Genomic DNA, 14,879 nt, shown 5'->3' with positions numbered 1-14,879 from the left:
TGGATGTCGCGAGTTCAAGTCTCGTCAACCGCTCGTAGGACTCCTAGAGTTCGAACTCATCTCGCGAGAGATGTATGCGGTGAGGTGGTCGAGTGGTTAGGCAGCGGCCTGCAAAGCCGTGTACGCGGGTTCGAATCCCGTCCTCACCTCGCAACAACACATTGATGTTGTAGGCGCGATTGGCGCAGCGGTAGCGCGCTTCCCTGACATGGAAGAGGTCACTGGTTCGAACCCAGTATCGCGCACAGATAACCCCAGCTCATGGTAAGCTGGGGTTTTTGTGTTTTTGGCTTATAGGAATTTTAGTCATCTGGAATATTTTCTCCACATTCGTAGAGATGAGCCGTCTAACAAGGGTAGTTAGTGAAGATTCAAATATGTTCGTTCCCCGCACCTGCGGGGATAACCTTTCAGCTCTATGAGGAATACTCCATTGAGTCTAGTGACGCATATCATGCTTACTAGAGTTGGTGGGGTATTCCCTTAACTGTATAGTTATATATGTTGTTCGGGCGGGTCCCGAAAAACAGTCCGGCCCCATCGTATAGCGGCCTAGTACTCCGCCCTCTCACGGCGGCAACACCGGTTCAAATCCGGTTGGGGTCACACTAGGAAAAGAGAATTCCCCGGTTCAGGCGAACCAGGGAATTCTCTATATTTTTATAAATGCCAAGCGGATCAGGATTTTCTAAAAGGCACTTATATAACCTTTTCAGCAAAACCTAACTCGCCCGCGTCATAATGTGAATAACCAGAAAACGGGGGAGCAGCCTACTTATTCTCCCCGCCCGCACTGGCAGAAGCACCCGCTGCGGCAGGAGCACGGCGCACCATACGCCACGTTCCCTCAAGATAATGAGCCGTCACCTGGCCCGAGACAACACCGCTCGGCACCTTAAAAACCTCAGGAAGCGGCTGCGAACGGTTCGTCGTCTTCGTATACACCGCAGACTCCCGATTAACCTTCATCGTTGTCTTCCAGGTATAAAATCCGTTCTTCTCATCCTTCGTTGGGTGATCTGTATCCAAAGACATCGTCAACGGGTTCTGCACGCCAGTCACCCAGCCAGTCTCTGAAGCGTACATATCCTGCATGAAATCGGCAATAGTTGTGTAATCGCCCGTATGATCAATATTCGTGAAATAGTTACCGTCACCCGTCAAAAGCATATAATTCAAAGTCGCGAGCCAGTAGGTTACAAAAGCGTGTAGGCCCTCAACCGAATCCTCACGTAATTTCACGGGTTCCACCGGAACAGGCACATGCTGCGCCGGATGCTCCTGCGTGCCAGGTTCAAATTCACCAGACGATCTGTAGTTCTCCAACTTCAACTCACCCTTAAAACTAGGGCCAGAAGGGGTAGCAGATGCAGAGGCAGCCGAATGCGATGGCGATGTAGCCTTGGCAGATGCGCTAGCACTTGGCGCCGCATCCTTATTCTGCGACGAGCACGCGGTAAGAATAGTTATAAAACCGGCACCTACAACAGTGAAAGCGCCACGACGCGACATTGAGCTCATGAGAAACCTTCCCATCAAAAAACGTTTTCCGCCTGCGCGAAAAACTTCACAAGAATAGAACGCAAAAATATATACGTTCTCTATAAAATCTACCGGTAAAACCCTAGCACACCTAAAATGTGTGGAGATTTCTAAGGTGCCTTAGTGCCACCGGGCGAAGCCTGCGAGCCGTCGTCCTTGAGCATGCGCCATGCCCCATTCTCATATTGAGTGATCACCGAGACCCTAGACCCAGACTGCATAAGGTCATTAAGGGGGTAAGTCTCCTGAGTCTGCGAATTATAGATTTCAGTACCTTCACCAAACTCAACGGTAGCAATCCACATATACGATGTTTCACTCCGTGGATTCTTCACCGGTTTTGCAGAGTTGAGTGAAATTTTCATAGGATGCTGTTCCCCAAGAACCCACACTACACCGCTGTCGTACAAGGCTTTATAAAGATCAATACTTTCGGTGTAATCATCAGCCGGATCAGCTTTACGCAACAGAGCACCGTCACCCGTTAAGTAAAGATAGTTTTGTGCCTCAACCCAGAATGCAATGAATGAGTACATGCCGTCCACAGACTCTTCATGCATATTTTCTGGTTCCACAGGAACCGGTACGTTCTCGGCCTTATGCTCGCGGGTGCCCGGTTTGAACTCACCTTTAGAATCGTATTTCTCTAGTTTTACAGATCCTTGATAGTTCTTCCCAGAACTTTGCAGACCCTCCGATGCTGATGGGGAAGCCCCCGCCGCCGAGGCTGCGCTCTCAGCAGATGCGGTACCACCGGGTGAGGGAGAAGCATCATTACCTACCGGCTGAACCTTTGGCGTACAGGCAGTAACCGTTGCCGCTGTGAGACCCGTACCGGTCAAATACACAGCTTGGCGACGTGAAACTAGAGTCATGATGCCCTTTCAAATCTGTACTAATTCCATCATAACGTCATCCTGCATGTGAAACATGGAAAATTTCTATTTCTCAAGGATAGATTTACGGGGCTCGAACTCCTTATAGGATTCTCAAGGGTCCGATCTGTATTTAGTCTTTCAAAAGATGAGCATATTGTTTGCGCACTTTCGCTACCTTAGGCCCAACTACTACGGAGCAGTACCCCTGATATGGGTTCTTCGCGTAGTAATCCTGGTGGTACCCTTCTGCTTCCCAAAACTCAGTCAGCGGTTTAATCTCGGTGACAACTGGGGAGTCGAAGAATGACTGAGCTCGCTCTTTCGCAGCCTCAAACACAGCCTTCTGTTCGTCAGAGGAATACAACAGTACGGAACGGTACTGCGAACCACGGTCGGCACCCTGCTGATCCCAACTTGTCGCATCGTGTGCGGCGAAGAAAATATCCAAAATCGCGTCTTCACCTATAACCGATTCATCAAAATCAACCCGAACAACCTCGTGATGCCCCGTCGTTCCCGAGCATACAGACCGATAATCGGGGTTTTGGGTGTGCCCGCCCGCATACCCGCATACGCTTGCTTTTACACCCTGGAACTGCCGAAAAACAGCGTCAATACACCAAAAACAACCGCCGCCAACAACCAAGCTTTTCATAAGACCTCTTCCACAGATAGATGTACATTCCTTTACAGCATAGCTGTATCAACTATTATTCCCCGTCCTACCCGAGGTCTGCTACGGGACGTGTAATAGCTCGTATTTCTGCTGCTAGATGCCACAATAGAATCATGACAACACCTACGCTATCCCACATTGTTGATACTTTTCATAGCCTGTATCCGCCGCACCTTGCCGCTAGCTGGGATTCTTCCGGGCTAGTCTGCGGACGTTTACAGACCCGCGTTAAACATGTGCATTTTGCAGTTGATGCCATATCAGCAACCGCCCAAGAAGCCGTAAATCTTGGGGTCGGTCTTCTTATCACTCACCACCCGCTTCTCTTGCGTGGTACCAGCTTCATACCCGACTCCGATTACAAAGGCAACGTGCTCCATACCCTCATTGAAGGCGGATGTGGCCTGCTCGGTGCGCACACCAATGCTGATGCCGCCGTCGCTGGTGTCAACGAGGCTCTCTGTGAAGCGCTTAATCTGCAAGGATGTGAACCGCTGACTGATCAGCAGCAGCAAGAACTTGCGGGCAAGGAATATAGCGTTGGAACAGGTCGTGTAGGTGTTCTTGCCCGCCCTCTTACATTGCAGGAACTCTCTGAAGAACTAGCTGCTGCTTTTCCCGCAACAGCGGGTGGGCTGCGCGTTGCGGGATCCCCACAAAAACTTATTCGTCGTGTTGCTCTCTGCGGAGGCGCCGGTGATTCGTTATTTGATGCCGTGCGGGCATCTGAAGCTGATGTCTATATCACCGCAGATTTACGGCATCACCCTGCCAGTGAGTTCCGGGAACAAGAACTTGTACGAGGTACTGATACTGCACTCATCGACTGTTCACATGCTGCAAGTGAATCTTTATGGTTAAATCGTGCTGCGGAACGTCTGCAAGAAACCCTAGCGGGCCAGGGATACAGTATTGAAATTTCGGTATCCTCGCTAAATACCGACCCCTGGGATTTTCATGTAAGCACTGGACAAACCATTGGTTCGGCAAGCACACCTCGCTAAAAATATTCAGAACAGCCCGACGGGACTTCTAAAATAAATGTGAGAAAAACTAATATTTTGCAACATGCATTACTATTTTTCCTGAATAGTATTTTGGTGATAATACGACGGTTATAAATAAGATATAAGTATGGCGTGCCCCCTATTCTCTTAGGAGCACGCCATATTTATCTAGACTCTGATTATTAGCGCTGCATATGTGCATAACGGTAAATAAATGCCGCCATTGCTTCACGTGAAATAGGCTCATAGGGGTGGAAAGAACCATCTGACCACCCGGTCGTAATATCTGTACTGCGAAGCCAGGCAATCTCTTTATAGAAAGGCTCGTCTGGGCTCAAATCCCAGAAAGGAGAGACCGCAGGTGCCTCAAACTGAGGGCTGCCCGCGAAGCGGTAGAAGAATGCCGCCATAGCGTTACGATCTACCAGGTCATGCGGGCGGAAAGTTCCATCAGACCAGCCAGTGGTAAGACCCTGCTGATGGAACCACACCATTTCCTTATACCACATATCGTTAGGAGAAACGTCTGTGAAAGGCGACTTTTCGGGAAGGTCAACTTGCGGGGAGCCTGCCAGGCGATAGAAATAAACAGCTATACCCGAACGCTCAATATAATCTTTCGGGTGGTATGTGCTATCTGGGTAACCGATCGTGATTTTACGGTTAAAAAGCCAAGTAATCTCATTATAAAAAGCAGAAGATTCAGGAACGTCAATAAAACGTTTCTGGGGCGAAACGGTCTGCGGAGTTGCGTTACCTTCCACCTGATTTAGGGTCGAGAGATCTTCCTGTGCAACAACGGCAGGCTGCCCCTGAGAATCGGTGGTTTGGGGCTGCTGAGTTTCTGCAAAGACGGGGGTACTAGGTGCAAGAGTAGCGCCAACTAGGGTAAGTGAGCATATAGTCGTGGGAGCTTTACGAAGTTTAAAAGTGAAAGACATACAATAATCCATCATGGCTAGTGCGATATGACTCCCTATAATGTACCAGGGATGTCATATATGGTAAAGGATCTTCGAAGATATTTATAAAACTGTTATAAACCTTGTGAGAAAATTCTCTGGACACATTCTTAGAAAATGTGCCGAGTATACAGAATCTATTTCCTCTACACTTCGAAATTAGAATATAACAGTTCTTTCTTTAGGGTGTTGATAGCGGGAGAATTCTCGTAGATACCAGAAGAATACACGCTATATTCACACCTGAGAAATCTATTCACGGATAATAAGGGTCAGTGTTCCTGCTTTCTTGGGCGTCGGTAAGGTACATTCAAGTTCCCAATCGCGGTCAAGCGCCTCCAAGAATTCTGAAATGCCCGCTGTACCTTCAAAAGGTCGCTCGGTAAGGGCATGAGTGATCACGTAGCGAGCTAACTTTCCGCGATAACGCTTTGCCATATGGGAGACAACCTTGCGTGAACCATCTGCTGCAACGCGTTCAACACGGACCGCTAATGTCTGGGCTGACGGCGATACCCACGATTTCGCGTAAGCGCTGGAACGGCAGTCAAGAATGAGGTGCCCCTGCGCGTATGCGGTCAACGCATTCCCCAAAGCTCCGCGCCAATATGTAGCCAGAGCACCTATAGCGCCAAGCTTGGTTCCCATAGACAGCCGATACGCAGGAATATGATCTTCAAGTTGCACCACACCCCATAAAGCAGATGAAATAAGAACGGACTTCTGAGCTAACTCCCGTTCATCGGGGGAGAAACTGGCGTAATCCAGCGCCTCAAAGAGCACGCCCGTATAGACTTTAGCTGCCGAATGCGCCGGTTCCTCCACTAACCGCGTGTTTCGTTCAATCTCTGCTGTGAGCGATGCACCCACCCCGAGGACATCTAGAGCGTCTTCCTGAGCGGAAACTCGCATGAGTTCTTCCAGCACATCTTCACGTTCGGTTGTGAGCTCTGGAAACGATAACTCGGCAAGATTAACTGGTGCGTGTGTGCGAGGCGCAGGGGTCTTACCCTCAGAAGGAGGCAGAAGAATCAGCATGCTTCTTATTCTACCGGGCAGAAATAGAGCAGCGATAATAACTCCGCTAGAATAGAAGGCTGAAGCAGGGTGCCTGGGCAATCGCGAGATACGTCTTCTGAGGGGTATATCGAGGAAAGTCCGGGCTCCACAGCACAGCATGGTGGATAACATCCACTCGGGGTAACTCGCAGGCTAGTGCCACAGAAAGTAAACCGCCTCATCGAGGTAAGGGTGAAAGGGTGGTGTAAGAGACCACCAGTGGGCGCGGTGACGTGCCCAGCTAGGTAAACCCCATGCGGAGCAAGGCCAAACAGAACACGCCATGATAGGGTAGTGCGCCCGAGCCAGCGGCGCGTGTTCGGGTAGGCCGCTTGACGCTTATGGCAACATAAGCCCTAGATAGATGATTGCCTCAGGTACAGAGCTTTCATCGGTACCGATGACAGAACCCGGCTTATAGGGCACCCTGCTTCTCATGACGCTCGTATACAACACCGGTGCGCCTAATTCTGTGTATCAAGAATCAGGCGCACCGGTAGTGTGGATGATTTTATGTTTTTAATGTCCGAACGGGTCAGGATCTACACCGGGCATCCAACTATTACCCTCAACAGTCCAGCCTTCGCGTTTAACAACTTTCTTCATGCGAGAGGTCCATTTTTTATTAAGACGATTCACATATAGTTTTCCATCAAGGTGGTCGGTCTCATGCTGCATACAGCGGGCAAACCAGCCGGTTGCCTCAAACCTGAGCGGATTGCCTTCGACATCAAATCCATTGACAGTAACCCACTCAGCACGTTTGAGGGGAAAACCGTAGCCTGGGAACGAAAGACACCCTTCTTCTTCGTCATGGGGGTCGGGCTCTGCCGCGGACACCTTGCCGAGAGTCAGCCTGGGGTTAACGATGCACCCGCGGGGAGTAACACCATCTTCATTTTCCATCTGATAGGTAAAAACTCGTAAACCTACCCCGATTTGAGGAGCCGCGAGACCCACTCCGTGGGCTGCATCCATAGTTTCATACATATCGGTAACAAGAGCTTTGAACTCATCGTCAAAGGCCGTGACTGGAGCAGCCGGTCGGTGTAAAACGGGATTGCCATAAATAACAACAGGGCGAATAGCCACAGGTAAATCCTTCGTTCTCGAAATCACAAGGTAAAGAGTTATTGATAGAGTATATTGGCGTCTACTCAGCGAGTAGGTCAAATCCTATGTTATCGCGCAGAAGCTCGTTTGTACCCCCAAAAATAGGCAGTAGCCGTGCCGCGAGGAACGCTTGGGCTACAGGATGCTCATTAATATAGCCGTAGCCGCCGAAAAGCTGCAGACACCGATCGGTAATTGTGCAGGCTTTTTCAGAGGCAAAGACCTTGGCTTTAGCGGCGTCCTCAGCGGTAAGTTCCCCAGCGTTAAAAGCCGCTATAGCGCGTGCCACGTAGAGTTCGGAAAGTTCGGTATTCATGAGAGCATTAGCTAGTTCAAAACGGGTATTCTGAAAATCTGCCACACGAGACCCAAAAACCTTACGTTCTTTTACATACTCTAGTGTGGTGTTGAGAGTAGTCCTGCTGATGACGGCGGACGCAGCGGCAATCGCTAAACGCGCTTGGGGCAGATGCTGTTTGATATAGGTCAAGCCTTGACCGGGCTCACCGATAAGGTTCTCAGCGGGAACACGTACATTCTCGAAGAATAGTTCGGCAGTGTCTGAGGCTCGAATACCTATCTTGTCGAGCTGTCGCCCCGGGGCGTAACCATCAGATTTTTCGACGAAAAAGAGGGAAAATGAATCCTCAGAAGCACGTTCAGAGGAACCATCAGTGCGGGCCAACACGAGGGCTGCATCCCCCGAAATACCGGATCCGATAAAAGTCTTCTGCCCGTTGAGAAGGTAAGAGTTCTCATCACGTACTGCGGATGTGCGGCATGCCCGCAGGTCGGATCCTGCACCTGGTTCTGTAAAAGCACATGAAGTTACAAGGTCACCGCTTACCATTTGGGGTAGCCAACGTTCCTTTTGCTCATGTGTACCGTATGCGAGTAAATAGGGGAGCACCAGATCCTGTTGAAGATGCACTGCGAGCGCAAACCCATATCCTCCAACGGCTGCGAGTTCTTGGGTTAGAACTAATTGATACTCGTAATCGGGCAGCTGGGCTCCGCCAAATTCTTCGGGGACCGCAAGTCCTAATACTCCTGTTTCTCCGGCGGCTTGCCATACTGAGCGAGGCATGATGTGTGCTTGTTCCCAGTCGGGGTAGTGAGGGGTTATTTCGTGTGCTACGAATTCACGGACTGCTTCTCGGAACAGTTCATGGTCTTCAGAAAATGTCAGAGTTGATTGCACAGAAAATCCTCTTTCCTCAGGGGAATAAAACATATAAAGTCTAGTAGGTAAAGCTATAGGGCCGCTATGGGGATTACCATAACGACCCTAGTGACGGGGTGATCGACGGGGGTTGAACCCGCGACCTCCTGGACCACAACCAGGCGCTCTGCCAACTGAGCTACGACCACCATGTACATCATGCGGTTTCCCGCGCGATTGCAACGGATACTACTCTACATGAGTTCGATAACTTGTGACAAATCAATTCAAGGTGATACGCGGCACGCTATATGCGGTTTTTAGAAGTTGGGGTGTTGAATTCTAGAAGGGCGCCATTTCAGATATTTGATCGCTTTGTTTCTCATACTCAAAACTATTTGTCGGTTCTGAAGATTGGTGAACAGTCTGGTGCGTATCTGTAGATGCTGAAACAGTGTTTTTGGGTTGTGAAAATTCCCGTTGAGGTGAAGATGCTGTTCCTCGTGGTCCAGCTTCTTGAAGGGTGCGGTTTGGGTATTGCTGTGTACTCGATGGTTGTGGGGGAGCGGCATGGCCGTCCTGCGATACATCCTTCTGAATCGGGTTTGTTGCGTCATTCTGAGTGCGGGATTGCGTGCCGCTGTGCTCTACAGTGCGTGAGAATGTGCTGGTGCCGAAGGTAAGGTCAAGACCGATACTGCTGGCATCAACTTCGACAGATGCACCTTGAGAACCATCTTCGCGTTGCCACTGTTGTGTGCGAACGCGCCCGGTGAGGAGTACGGGACTTCCCACTGTGAGGGAGGCAGCAATATTTTGTGCCAGCTTGCGGTAGGCGCAGACAGTGTACCAGCTTGTTTGTCCCTCGCGCCAGGAGTTTGTTGCTGAGTCAAACCAGCGTGGCGTGCTTGCCAACCTAAAATTGACGACTGGAATTCCGGTCGGAAGTGTGCGTAGCTGTGGGGCGGTTGCGGTAAACCCGCGTAGGATAACGGTATCAGCCATGATAGAGCTCCCTGAGATGTTAGGCGGTGTGTTAATCAGATAATGTGCATCCCCTGTCAGAGTGGGGCGCGGTTTTTCTAGTGTGCCTCAATGTAGTGTGATAAAGAGAGCGTTGTATGTGCACCTGTGGATAGCCTATCTGAACGGGACAAGAATTCTGATCTTGTGGATGAACAAGAGAGGCGGGGAACTTCTGATACGTGTCACAATATTGGTAAAGAAAACCCTTTACCTCTGGATTTCTTTCTAGCTCTATAAACCCCTATCCTTGTAGTGCAATACCGGTGAATCCGGTTTTTAGCATGAGATTTTTCTCATTCGTAAGCTTTATGAGCGCACTGAATCTAACAGCATATCTATGCCGCAGACGTACTGGAGAACATCGTGACAAAGTCTAAAAGGCCTCCTACGCCGAATCTTCGCGATTTTAAGAAGATTGCCGATGTAGACCCGCGCAAGATTTTGCCTCCAGATATGGATCCTAAGAACAAGCGTTTTCTCTATACTGCTTTGGCTATTCTTGTGATCATCGTGCTGATTATTGCCGTTATTTATATTGGGCGGCATAGCCAAGGCGGGCTGTTGGGTAGCCCTAGTGCCCCATCTTCTGCTACAGGGGACGGCGAAGAGCAGAACGTCAAAACTGAGTCTCTGGAAGAGGTCAAGAACCCGCATGATGCGGTTGATCCAGCCACAGCATATGCACCTAACTTATCGACGGTGAAGGAAGAACTTGCTGCCCTTCCTGTTAAAGAGCGGGCATCAAAAGCCGGATATACACGTGAGCAATTTGGTGCTGCCTGGGATGATGTCGATCATAATGGATGTAATACTCGTGATGATATTTTGCGTCGTGATTTAACAAATATTCGTTTCAAAGCGGGAACTCGTGCTTGCACCGTACAAACCGGAACTCTTGACGATCCTTATACCGGCAGGACAATCGAATTTAAACGAGGTAAGAAGTCTTCAAGTGCCGTTCAGATCGACCATGTGGTGGCGCTTTCGAATGCGTGGCAGACCGGGGCTCAAGATATTGGCGAGGAAAAACGTCGTGAGCTCGCGAACGACCCCGAGAACCTGGTAGCAGCAGACGGGCCCGCAAATATGCAGAAATCTGATGCTGATGCTTCTGACTGGCTTCCTGGCAATACGGCCTACCGATGCACATATGTGGCGCGGCAGGTGCATGTAAAAGCAAAGTATCAGCTATGGGTCACTGCCGATGAAAAACGCGCTATGGAGAACGTGCTGAACTCGTGTAAAGACACAAACCCTGTGAAGAAATAAAGGTACATATCTGTTAGCGACGATGCGCAGGTGGTTACGGGGTTACCGGTACAAGCACGAGCGCCGCTCCCTCAATCTGAGGGAGCGGCGCTCGTGTGTACGGGTACCCCAGGAGGGAATCGAACCCCCGACCAAGAGATTAGAAGGCTCCTGCTCTATCCTCTGAGCTACTGAGGCATGCATTTCACTGTCTTCGATATCGGTGTGAAATACATTTATAGAGTACACCGAAAAGTCACATTATGGTAAACGAACTCGAAAAATGACACAAATTTATGGAAAAAATCCTGAATCGCCATAGCCTGGTTCCGCGCCATGACAGGGGTTTACGCCCAAGTATCCGCCGACCTTAATGTTTTTGTAATATTTGACGGGTGCGCCGCGCACGGAGCCTTTCACGTGTCTGAGGGAAGAGCTGCCACCACATCCGTGTGATAGTTCGCTTTACCTGATGTGGGTGGAAGCTCAAGTACACCATACGTCGCGTTGCCGGGTCTAACGCCATCAGATAGACGATATAGGCCAGACAGATCAAAATGGCGATAAGACGCGCCATTCCCTGGTTGAAATCGTTCAGATATGGTGAGATGTACAGCTGATCACATACCGCATACGCCATAAAGAACAGGGTTGTCACAAAGTACCACATCAGCTGGAAGTGAGAGCGCAGACCTGTCGCGGCAATCATAGGAACAGCCCAGAGAATATACCACGACTGAATCATAGGGCTGAAAAAAAGCATGGCGAGAATCGCGAGACCTGCGTACCGCACCACATTACGGTATCGACCGACAAATGCGAAGCTTAACGCGCTCAGGATGCCTAGAAGTTTGCCAATATTCTCAAGAATTTTCTTAACAGTATCGAAAGAGTCGCCGTGTGCGAAAAGCCCAATGAAACCGATCACCAAGCCGATGGGAGTGTACCAAATGTACTGACCGCCCGTAGTAGAGAGCGCGCTGACCCAACCGAAACCAAGGTCGCTTATGTAACCTAAAATAGCGAGCTCGGCAAGAAGAATAATTCCTGAGATAAACCAGATAGTGAATTTGCGTACCCAGCTGGCGTTATTACCCGCCCACAGCAAGCCAACAAAGGGGAGCACCACAAGTGCTAGAGGCTTCACTCCGACGCCGAAAGTCACCATCGTAACGCCAAGAACGCCACCATAGACATTGGGGTATCGCTTCGCAAAGTAGAGACCTGCAAGCATGAACATGGTCATCAAGGAATCGTTGTGACCACTCGCTATGAAAGAAGCTATGAACAGGGGATTAGCGCCTACCTGCCAGAGCGCTCGCGTTTGATTATATTTGTAAAGCTGTGCGAGTTTTACGACAAAGAACAAAATGCCGATAACGGCGAGGACACTGACAAGACGAAACAAGAAAATGGCGAGATCGATATTTCCATCGACGATGCGAGCGATGAATTCTTCGATTTTGAGTGAGATAGGCCCGTAGGGCGGAGGAGACTCAGCCCATTGCGGATCCGCACCATTTTGCATGAAGTTCGCTATCTCAGAAACCCCCTGTTTATAGGGGTTCAGTCCGTGAGCCATAACCATGCCCTGCCCATAGTAGGAAAACATGTCGCGGCTGTAAATAGTAAGAGCAAAAACCTGGGGCAGTGACCAGCAGGTAACAATTGCGATCATCCACCTGAGCGAAGAATTATTCCAGGTACCCATCTTCTGATAGATACGCAGCCACTCACGGCACATAATCATGGCACCTAGTGAAAGCGCGATAATACAAACGATTACCCACGAAACTTCATAACGTATAGTGCGTATCAGATTGTTGCGCCAAAAACCTGAGCTATCTGCAATCCAACCAACGCCGTATGAGCTGAGAGTGATAAGAATAGAGCCAAAGGCACCCAGCAGTAGCGTGCGAAGACGGTTACTGTCAATGTACTTTTGCAGACGCGGCGACGTTGCGGTGGGCTTTGTAAAAAATCTTGACCGCCACTGCATATACCGCGTTTTCATGCGTTAGGAATCCCTTCACTAGGGGTTTTAGCTCTACATCCAATACGCTCTCCATAATACCCGAGCACCTTCATTGTCTCCTGTGTGAAACCCACAAGACTACCGTTCTTCGCACGTGTTTTAGGTCGCGTGTGGAGAAGGTTTAATTCTCATATAGGTCACAATCAAACTTTTTAGGGCGGTAGATACAGAAAAATAAGAAAGCTATGAACTGCTGTAGCTGGGAGAGTACGTAGAAAATCTGTAGAGTTAAAGCGTGAGTATTTCAAGTGAACGTATTGTATGGATTGACTGCGAAATGACCGGGCTCGATCTTACACAGGATGCACTGATTGAAATAGGTGTTCTTGTGACGGATTCTGACCTCAATATTTTGGGTGAAGGCGTGGAGCTCGTGATCAAACCCGGTTCTGAGGCACCTGCTGGCGCTCTCGAGAACATGAATAGCTATGTGCGAAATATGCATGAGTCTTCGGGGCTGCTAGAGGACCTTGAACACGGCGTATCTATGCATGAAGCGCAGGAAGCAGTTCTTAAATACGTCAAGAAGTATGTTCCTGTAGCGGGCAAAGCGCAGTTGGGCGGAAATTCAGTCGGCATGGATAAACGCTTTTTGGAGCGCGATATGCCAGATCTTATGAAGCATTTGCACTACCGCGTAATTGATGTATCGACGATCAAAGAACTCGCTGCTCGCTGGTACCCGGCTGCTCGTCATAATGCGCCAGTTAAGACCGGAAACCACCGTGCTCTTGGAGATATCAAAGACTCGATTGATGAACTCAAATACTACCGTCGCGCAATTTTTGTTCCAGATGCGCCGGATGCGATTACCGCAGCTCGTATAGCTCGCGACGTAGAAGTGGAACGTCAGACTCTTGAAAAGGCGTAAGAGATACGCCCTCTTAGGCTCTGAAAACGTGCTTCGATAGAAGCTCGTAGTTGCCCACCGCTACGGCATCTGCCATAATAAAAAACTGTGTTTGCACTGGGCACGCCCCTGCCGTAGGGGGAAGAGCGACCATAACAGTGCGAACCTTAGAACATCAATCATGTTCTAAGTTAATAGAACTTCTATCCACCTCTTGGGCGATAGATTTAATCGAGTCTATTTGACCTGCGGCAGATGACTCAGGAGAGCAACACATGCAAACTCTTGATTTCCTCGACAAGAAGTCCCTTCGTGACGACATTCCCGAATTTGCACCCGGCGACACCCTGAATGTTCATGTGAACATCGTTGAGGGTAAGAACCGCCGTGTTCAGGTTTTCAAAGGTTTTGTTGTTGGACGCCAGGGCGCTGGTATTCGCGAAACCTTCACCGTGCGTAAGATTTCTTTCGGTGTTGGTGTTGAGCGTACTTTTCCGGTGCACTCCCCGGTAATTGAGAAGATTGAGCTTGTTAGCCGCGGCGATGTTCGCCGTGCCAAGCTGTACTATATGCGTGATCGCCACGGTAAGGCAGCTCGTATCCGCGAGAAGCGCGAGTTCTAAGACATATCAAGGTCTTATACATATGGAGTTAGCCGATTCTTCGGCAGAACCTCAGATGAGGCGTCATTCCGTTAGGGGATGGCGCCTTGTTCTTGTGGCTTGCGCTCTTGCACTATGCATTATGCTGGGCATCCGTACCTTTATAGCGGATGTTTACTACATTCCATCTAACTCTATGGAACCTACCTATATGCCCGGGGATCGTGTTTTAGTCTCGAAGCTGTCTGATAGCTCCCACATACATCGAGGCGATATTGTCGTTTTCGATGGTGCCGGTTCACTGTCGCCTTATAAATCAGGGGATGGGTTCTGGAACGACCCAGTAAAACACACAGGTCAGTGGTTGGGTTTAGCCCCTACAGAAACCGTTTACATTAAACGAGTGATTGCACTTGAGGGCGATACCGTATCCTGCTGCACCGACCAAGGAAAGATAACTCTCAACGGAGAGCCTCTAGACGAGCCTTATATCTACCCACAAGACTCACCTTCAACCACAAAATTTGACGTTGTAGTACCGCACGGACGCATGTGGGTCATGGGTGATCATCGTTCGGTATCAGTTGACTCTAGGTCTTTGCTAGGAGCACCTGGTGGAGGGCTAATCCGAACCGATAAGATTATTGGAACCGTGGATTTTCGTCTCCATTTTTGACATCTGTGTATGTCTACAGGCGTAAAACCCCCAAATAAACTGC

The 14,879-nt window shown here is 49.5% G+C and carries 14 protein-coding genes, 5 tRNA genes and 1 other RNA gene; 9 read left to right on the top strand and 11 right to left on the bottom strand.

The window, feature by feature from the left end; all coding sequences use genetic code 11:
• Positions 1–78: 78 nt before the first annotated feature.
• The 3 genes from HMPREF2554_RS07435 (at position 79) to HMPREF2554_RS07425 (ending at position 606) form a co-directional block, all read left to right on the top strand.
• A tRNA-Cys gene (locus tag HMPREF2554_RS07435) sits at positions 79–149 on the top strand.
• Between the two features lie 24 nt (positions 150–173).
• Positions 174–245 (top strand) — tRNA-Val (locus tag HMPREF2554_RS07430).
• Positions 246–533: 288 nt separating this feature from the next.
• Positions 534–606: transfer RNA gene (locus HMPREF2554_RS07425), tRNA-Glu, on the top strand.
• A gap of 165 nt (positions 607–771) precedes the next feature.
• On the opposite strand, the gene HMPREF2554_RS07420 is transcribed toward HMPREF2554_RS07425, so the two are convergent.
• The 3 genes from HMPREF2554_RS07420 to msrA form a co-directional block, all read right to left on the bottom strand.
• Positions 772–1,521, bottom strand: a complete 750-nt coding sequence (locus HMPREF2554_RS07420; protein ID WP_244864702.1) for a DUF6318 family protein — start codon at positions 1,519–1,521, stop codon at positions 772–774.
• Positions 1,522–1,652: 131 nt separating this feature from the next.
• On the bottom strand, positions 1,653–2,417 hold the full coding sequence (locus HMPREF2554_RS07415; protein WP_013398942.1) for a DUF6318 family protein: 765 nt from the start codon (positions 2,415–2,417) through the stop codon (positions 1,653–1,655).
• Between the two features lie 133 nt (positions 2,418–2,550).
• The gene (gene msrA, locus HMPREF2554_RS07410) at positions 2,551–3,075 is read right to left on the bottom strand and encodes a peptide-methionine (S)-S-oxide reductase MsrA (RefSeq protein WP_013398943.1); all 525 of its coding nucleotides are present in this window, start codon (positions 3,073–3,075) and stop codon (positions 2,551–2,553) included.
• 134 nt (positions 3,076–3,209) lie between these two features.
• On the opposite strand from msrA, the gene HMPREF2554_RS07405 reads away from it, so the two are divergent.
• Complete coding sequence (locus tag HMPREF2554_RS07405) at positions 3,210–4,100, top strand: Nif3-like dinuclear metal center hexameric protein (protein ID WP_070554480.1); 891 nt, start codon at positions 3,210–3,212, stop codon at positions 4,098–4,100.
• A gap of 185 nt (positions 4,101–4,285) precedes the next feature.
• On the opposite strand, the gene HMPREF2554_RS07400 is transcribed toward HMPREF2554_RS07405, so the two are convergent.
• Both HMPREF2554_RS07400 and HMPREF2554_RS07395 read right to left on the bottom strand, forming a co-directional pair.
• Positions 4,286–5,044 carry an S-layer homology domain-containing protein gene (locus HMPREF2554_RS07400; RefSeq protein ID WP_246826027.1) on the bottom strand — a complete coding sequence of 253 codons (759 nt, stop codon included), beginning with the start codon at positions 5,042–5,044 and terminating at the stop codon, positions 4,286–4,288.
• Between the two features lie 273 nt (positions 5,045–5,317).
• On the bottom strand, positions 5,318–6,103 hold the full coding sequence (locus tag HMPREF2554_RS07395; RefSeq protein WP_048751615.1) for a YaaA family protein: 786 nt from the start codon (positions 6,101–6,103) through the stop codon (positions 5,318–5,320).
• Positions 6,104–6,168: 65 nt separating this feature from the next.
• Between HMPREF2554_RS07395 and rnpB the strand changes: the two genes are divergently transcribed.
• Positions 6,169–6,558: RNase P RNA component class A (gene rnpB, locus HMPREF2554_RS07390), an RNA gene on the top strand.
• Between the two features lie 85 nt (positions 6,559–6,643).
• Here the strand turns inward: rnpB and def are convergent.
• The 4 genes from def to HMPREF2554_RS07370 all read right to left on the bottom strand — a co-directional run bounded on the left by def (position 6,644) and on the right by HMPREF2554_RS07370 (position 9,404).
• The gene (gene def, locus HMPREF2554_RS07385; protein WP_004004524.1) at positions 6,644–7,216 is read right to left on the bottom strand and encodes a peptide deformylase; all 573 of its coding nucleotides are present in this window, start codon (positions 7,214–7,216) and stop codon (positions 6,644–6,646) included.
• Positions 7,217–7,277: 61 nt separating this feature from the next.
• The gene (locus tag HMPREF2554_RS07380) at positions 7,278–8,471 is read right to left on the bottom strand and encodes an acyl-CoA dehydrogenase family protein (RefSeq protein ID WP_070554476.1); all 1,194 of its coding nucleotides are present in this window, start codon (positions 8,469–8,471) and stop codon (positions 7,278–7,280) included.
• Positions 8,472–8,535: 64 nt separating this feature from the next.
• A tRNA-His gene (locus HMPREF2554_RS07375) sits at positions 8,536–8,608 on the bottom strand.
• A gap of 133 nt (positions 8,609–8,741) precedes the next feature.
• Entirely contained in the window at positions 8,742–9,404 is a 663-nt protein-coding gene (locus HMPREF2554_RS07370) for a single-stranded DNA-binding protein (protein ID WP_070554474.1), read from the bottom strand.
• Positions 9,405–9,788: 384 nt separating this feature from the next.
• Here HMPREF2554_RS07370 and HMPREF2554_RS07365 point away from each other — a divergent pair, with 384 nt between their 5' ends.
• Positions 9,789–10,694 (top strand): HNH endonuclease family protein, encoded by a 906-nt coding sequence (locus HMPREF2554_RS07365; RefSeq protein WP_070554472.1) that lies wholly within the window; start codon positions 9,789–9,791, stop codon positions 10,692–10,694.
• Between the two features lie 104 nt (positions 10,695–10,798).
• Here the strand turns inward: HMPREF2554_RS07365 and HMPREF2554_RS07360 are convergent.
• Positions 10,799–10,871: transfer RNA gene (locus HMPREF2554_RS07360), tRNA-Arg, on the bottom strand.
• Positions 10,872–11,043: 172 nt separating this feature from the next.
• Positions 11,044–12,687 carry a polyprenol phosphomannose-dependent alpha 1,6 mannosyltransferase MptB gene (mptB, locus tag HMPREF2554_RS07355; RefSeq protein ID WP_037230863.1) on the bottom strand — a complete coding sequence of 548 codons (1,644 nt, stop codon included), beginning with the start codon at positions 12,685–12,687 and terminating at the stop codon, positions 11,044–11,046.
• A gap of 256 nt (positions 12,688–12,943) precedes the next feature.
• Here mptB and orn point away from each other — a divergent pair, with 256 nt between their 5' ends.
• From orn to lepB, 3 genes are all read left to right on the top strand, one after another.
• Positions 12,944–13,579 (top strand): oligoribonuclease, encoded by a 636-nt coding sequence (gene orn, locus HMPREF2554_RS07350; protein WP_048779816.1) that lies wholly within the window; start codon positions 12,944–12,946, stop codon positions 13,577–13,579.
• 254 nt (positions 13,580–13,833) lie between these two features.
• On the top strand, positions 13,834–14,181 hold the full coding sequence (gene rplS, locus HMPREF2554_RS07345; protein ID WP_004004530.1) for a 50S ribosomal protein L19: 348 nt from the start codon (positions 13,834–13,836) through the stop codon (positions 14,179–14,181).
• 94 nt (positions 14,182–14,275) lie between these two features.
• Positions 14,276–14,836 (top strand): signal peptidase I, encoded by a 561-nt coding sequence (gene lepB / locus HMPREF2554_RS07340; RefSeq protein ID WP_239664683.1) that lies wholly within the window; start codon positions 14,276–14,278, stop codon positions 14,834–14,836.
• Positions 14,837–14,879: the final 43 nt, after the last annotated feature.

This window comes from Rothia sp. HMSC071F11, assembly GCF_001809115.1.
Lineage (GTDB): Bacteria > Actinomycetota > Actinomycetes > Actinomycetales > Micrococcaceae > Rothia > Rothia dentocariosa.
Note: the sequence above shows the minus strand (reverse complement) of the source record. Positions and strands in the feature narration are given on the sequence as shown.

Coding starts and splice junctions, on each gene's coding strand:
- HMPREF2554_RS07370 (WP_070554474.1), bottom strand. CDS start 9,404: ATGGCTGATACCGTTATCCTACGCGGGTTTACCGCAACCGCCCCACAG.
- HMPREF2554_RS07405 (WP_070554480.1), top strand. CDS start 3,210: ATGACAACACCTACGCTATCCCACATTGTTGATACTTTTCATAGCCTG.
- mptB (WP_037230863.1), bottom strand. CDS start 12,687: ATGAAAACGCGGTATATGCAGTGGCGGTCAAGATTTTTTACAAAGCCC.
- rplS (WP_004004530.1), top strand. CDS start 13,834: ATGCAAACTCTTGATTTCCTCGACAAGAAGTCCCTTCGTGACGACATT.
- HMPREF2554_RS07415 (WP_013398942.1), bottom strand. CDS start 2,417: ATGACTCTAGTTTCACGTCGCCAAGCTGTGTATTTGACCGGTACGGGT.
- msrA (WP_013398943.1), bottom strand. CDS start 3,075: ATGAAAAGCTTGGTTGTTGGCGGCGGTTGTTTTTGGTGTATTGACGCT.
- HMPREF2554_RS07420 (WP_244864702.1), bottom strand. CDS start 1,521: ATGAGCTCAATGTCGCGTCGTGGCGCTTTCACTGTTGTAGGTGCCGGT.
- HMPREF2554_RS07380 (WP_070554476.1), bottom strand. CDS start 8,471: ATGTTTTATTCCCCTGAGGAAAGAGGATTTTCTGTGCAATCAACTCTG.
- HMPREF2554_RS07400 (WP_246826027.1), bottom strand. CDS start 5,044: ATGTCTTTCACTTTTAAACTTCGTAAAGCTCCCACGACTATATGCTCA.
- HMPREF2554_RS07395 (WP_048751615.1), bottom strand. CDS start 6,103: ATGCTGATTCTTCTGCCTCCTTCTGAGGGTAAGACCCCTGCGCCTCGC.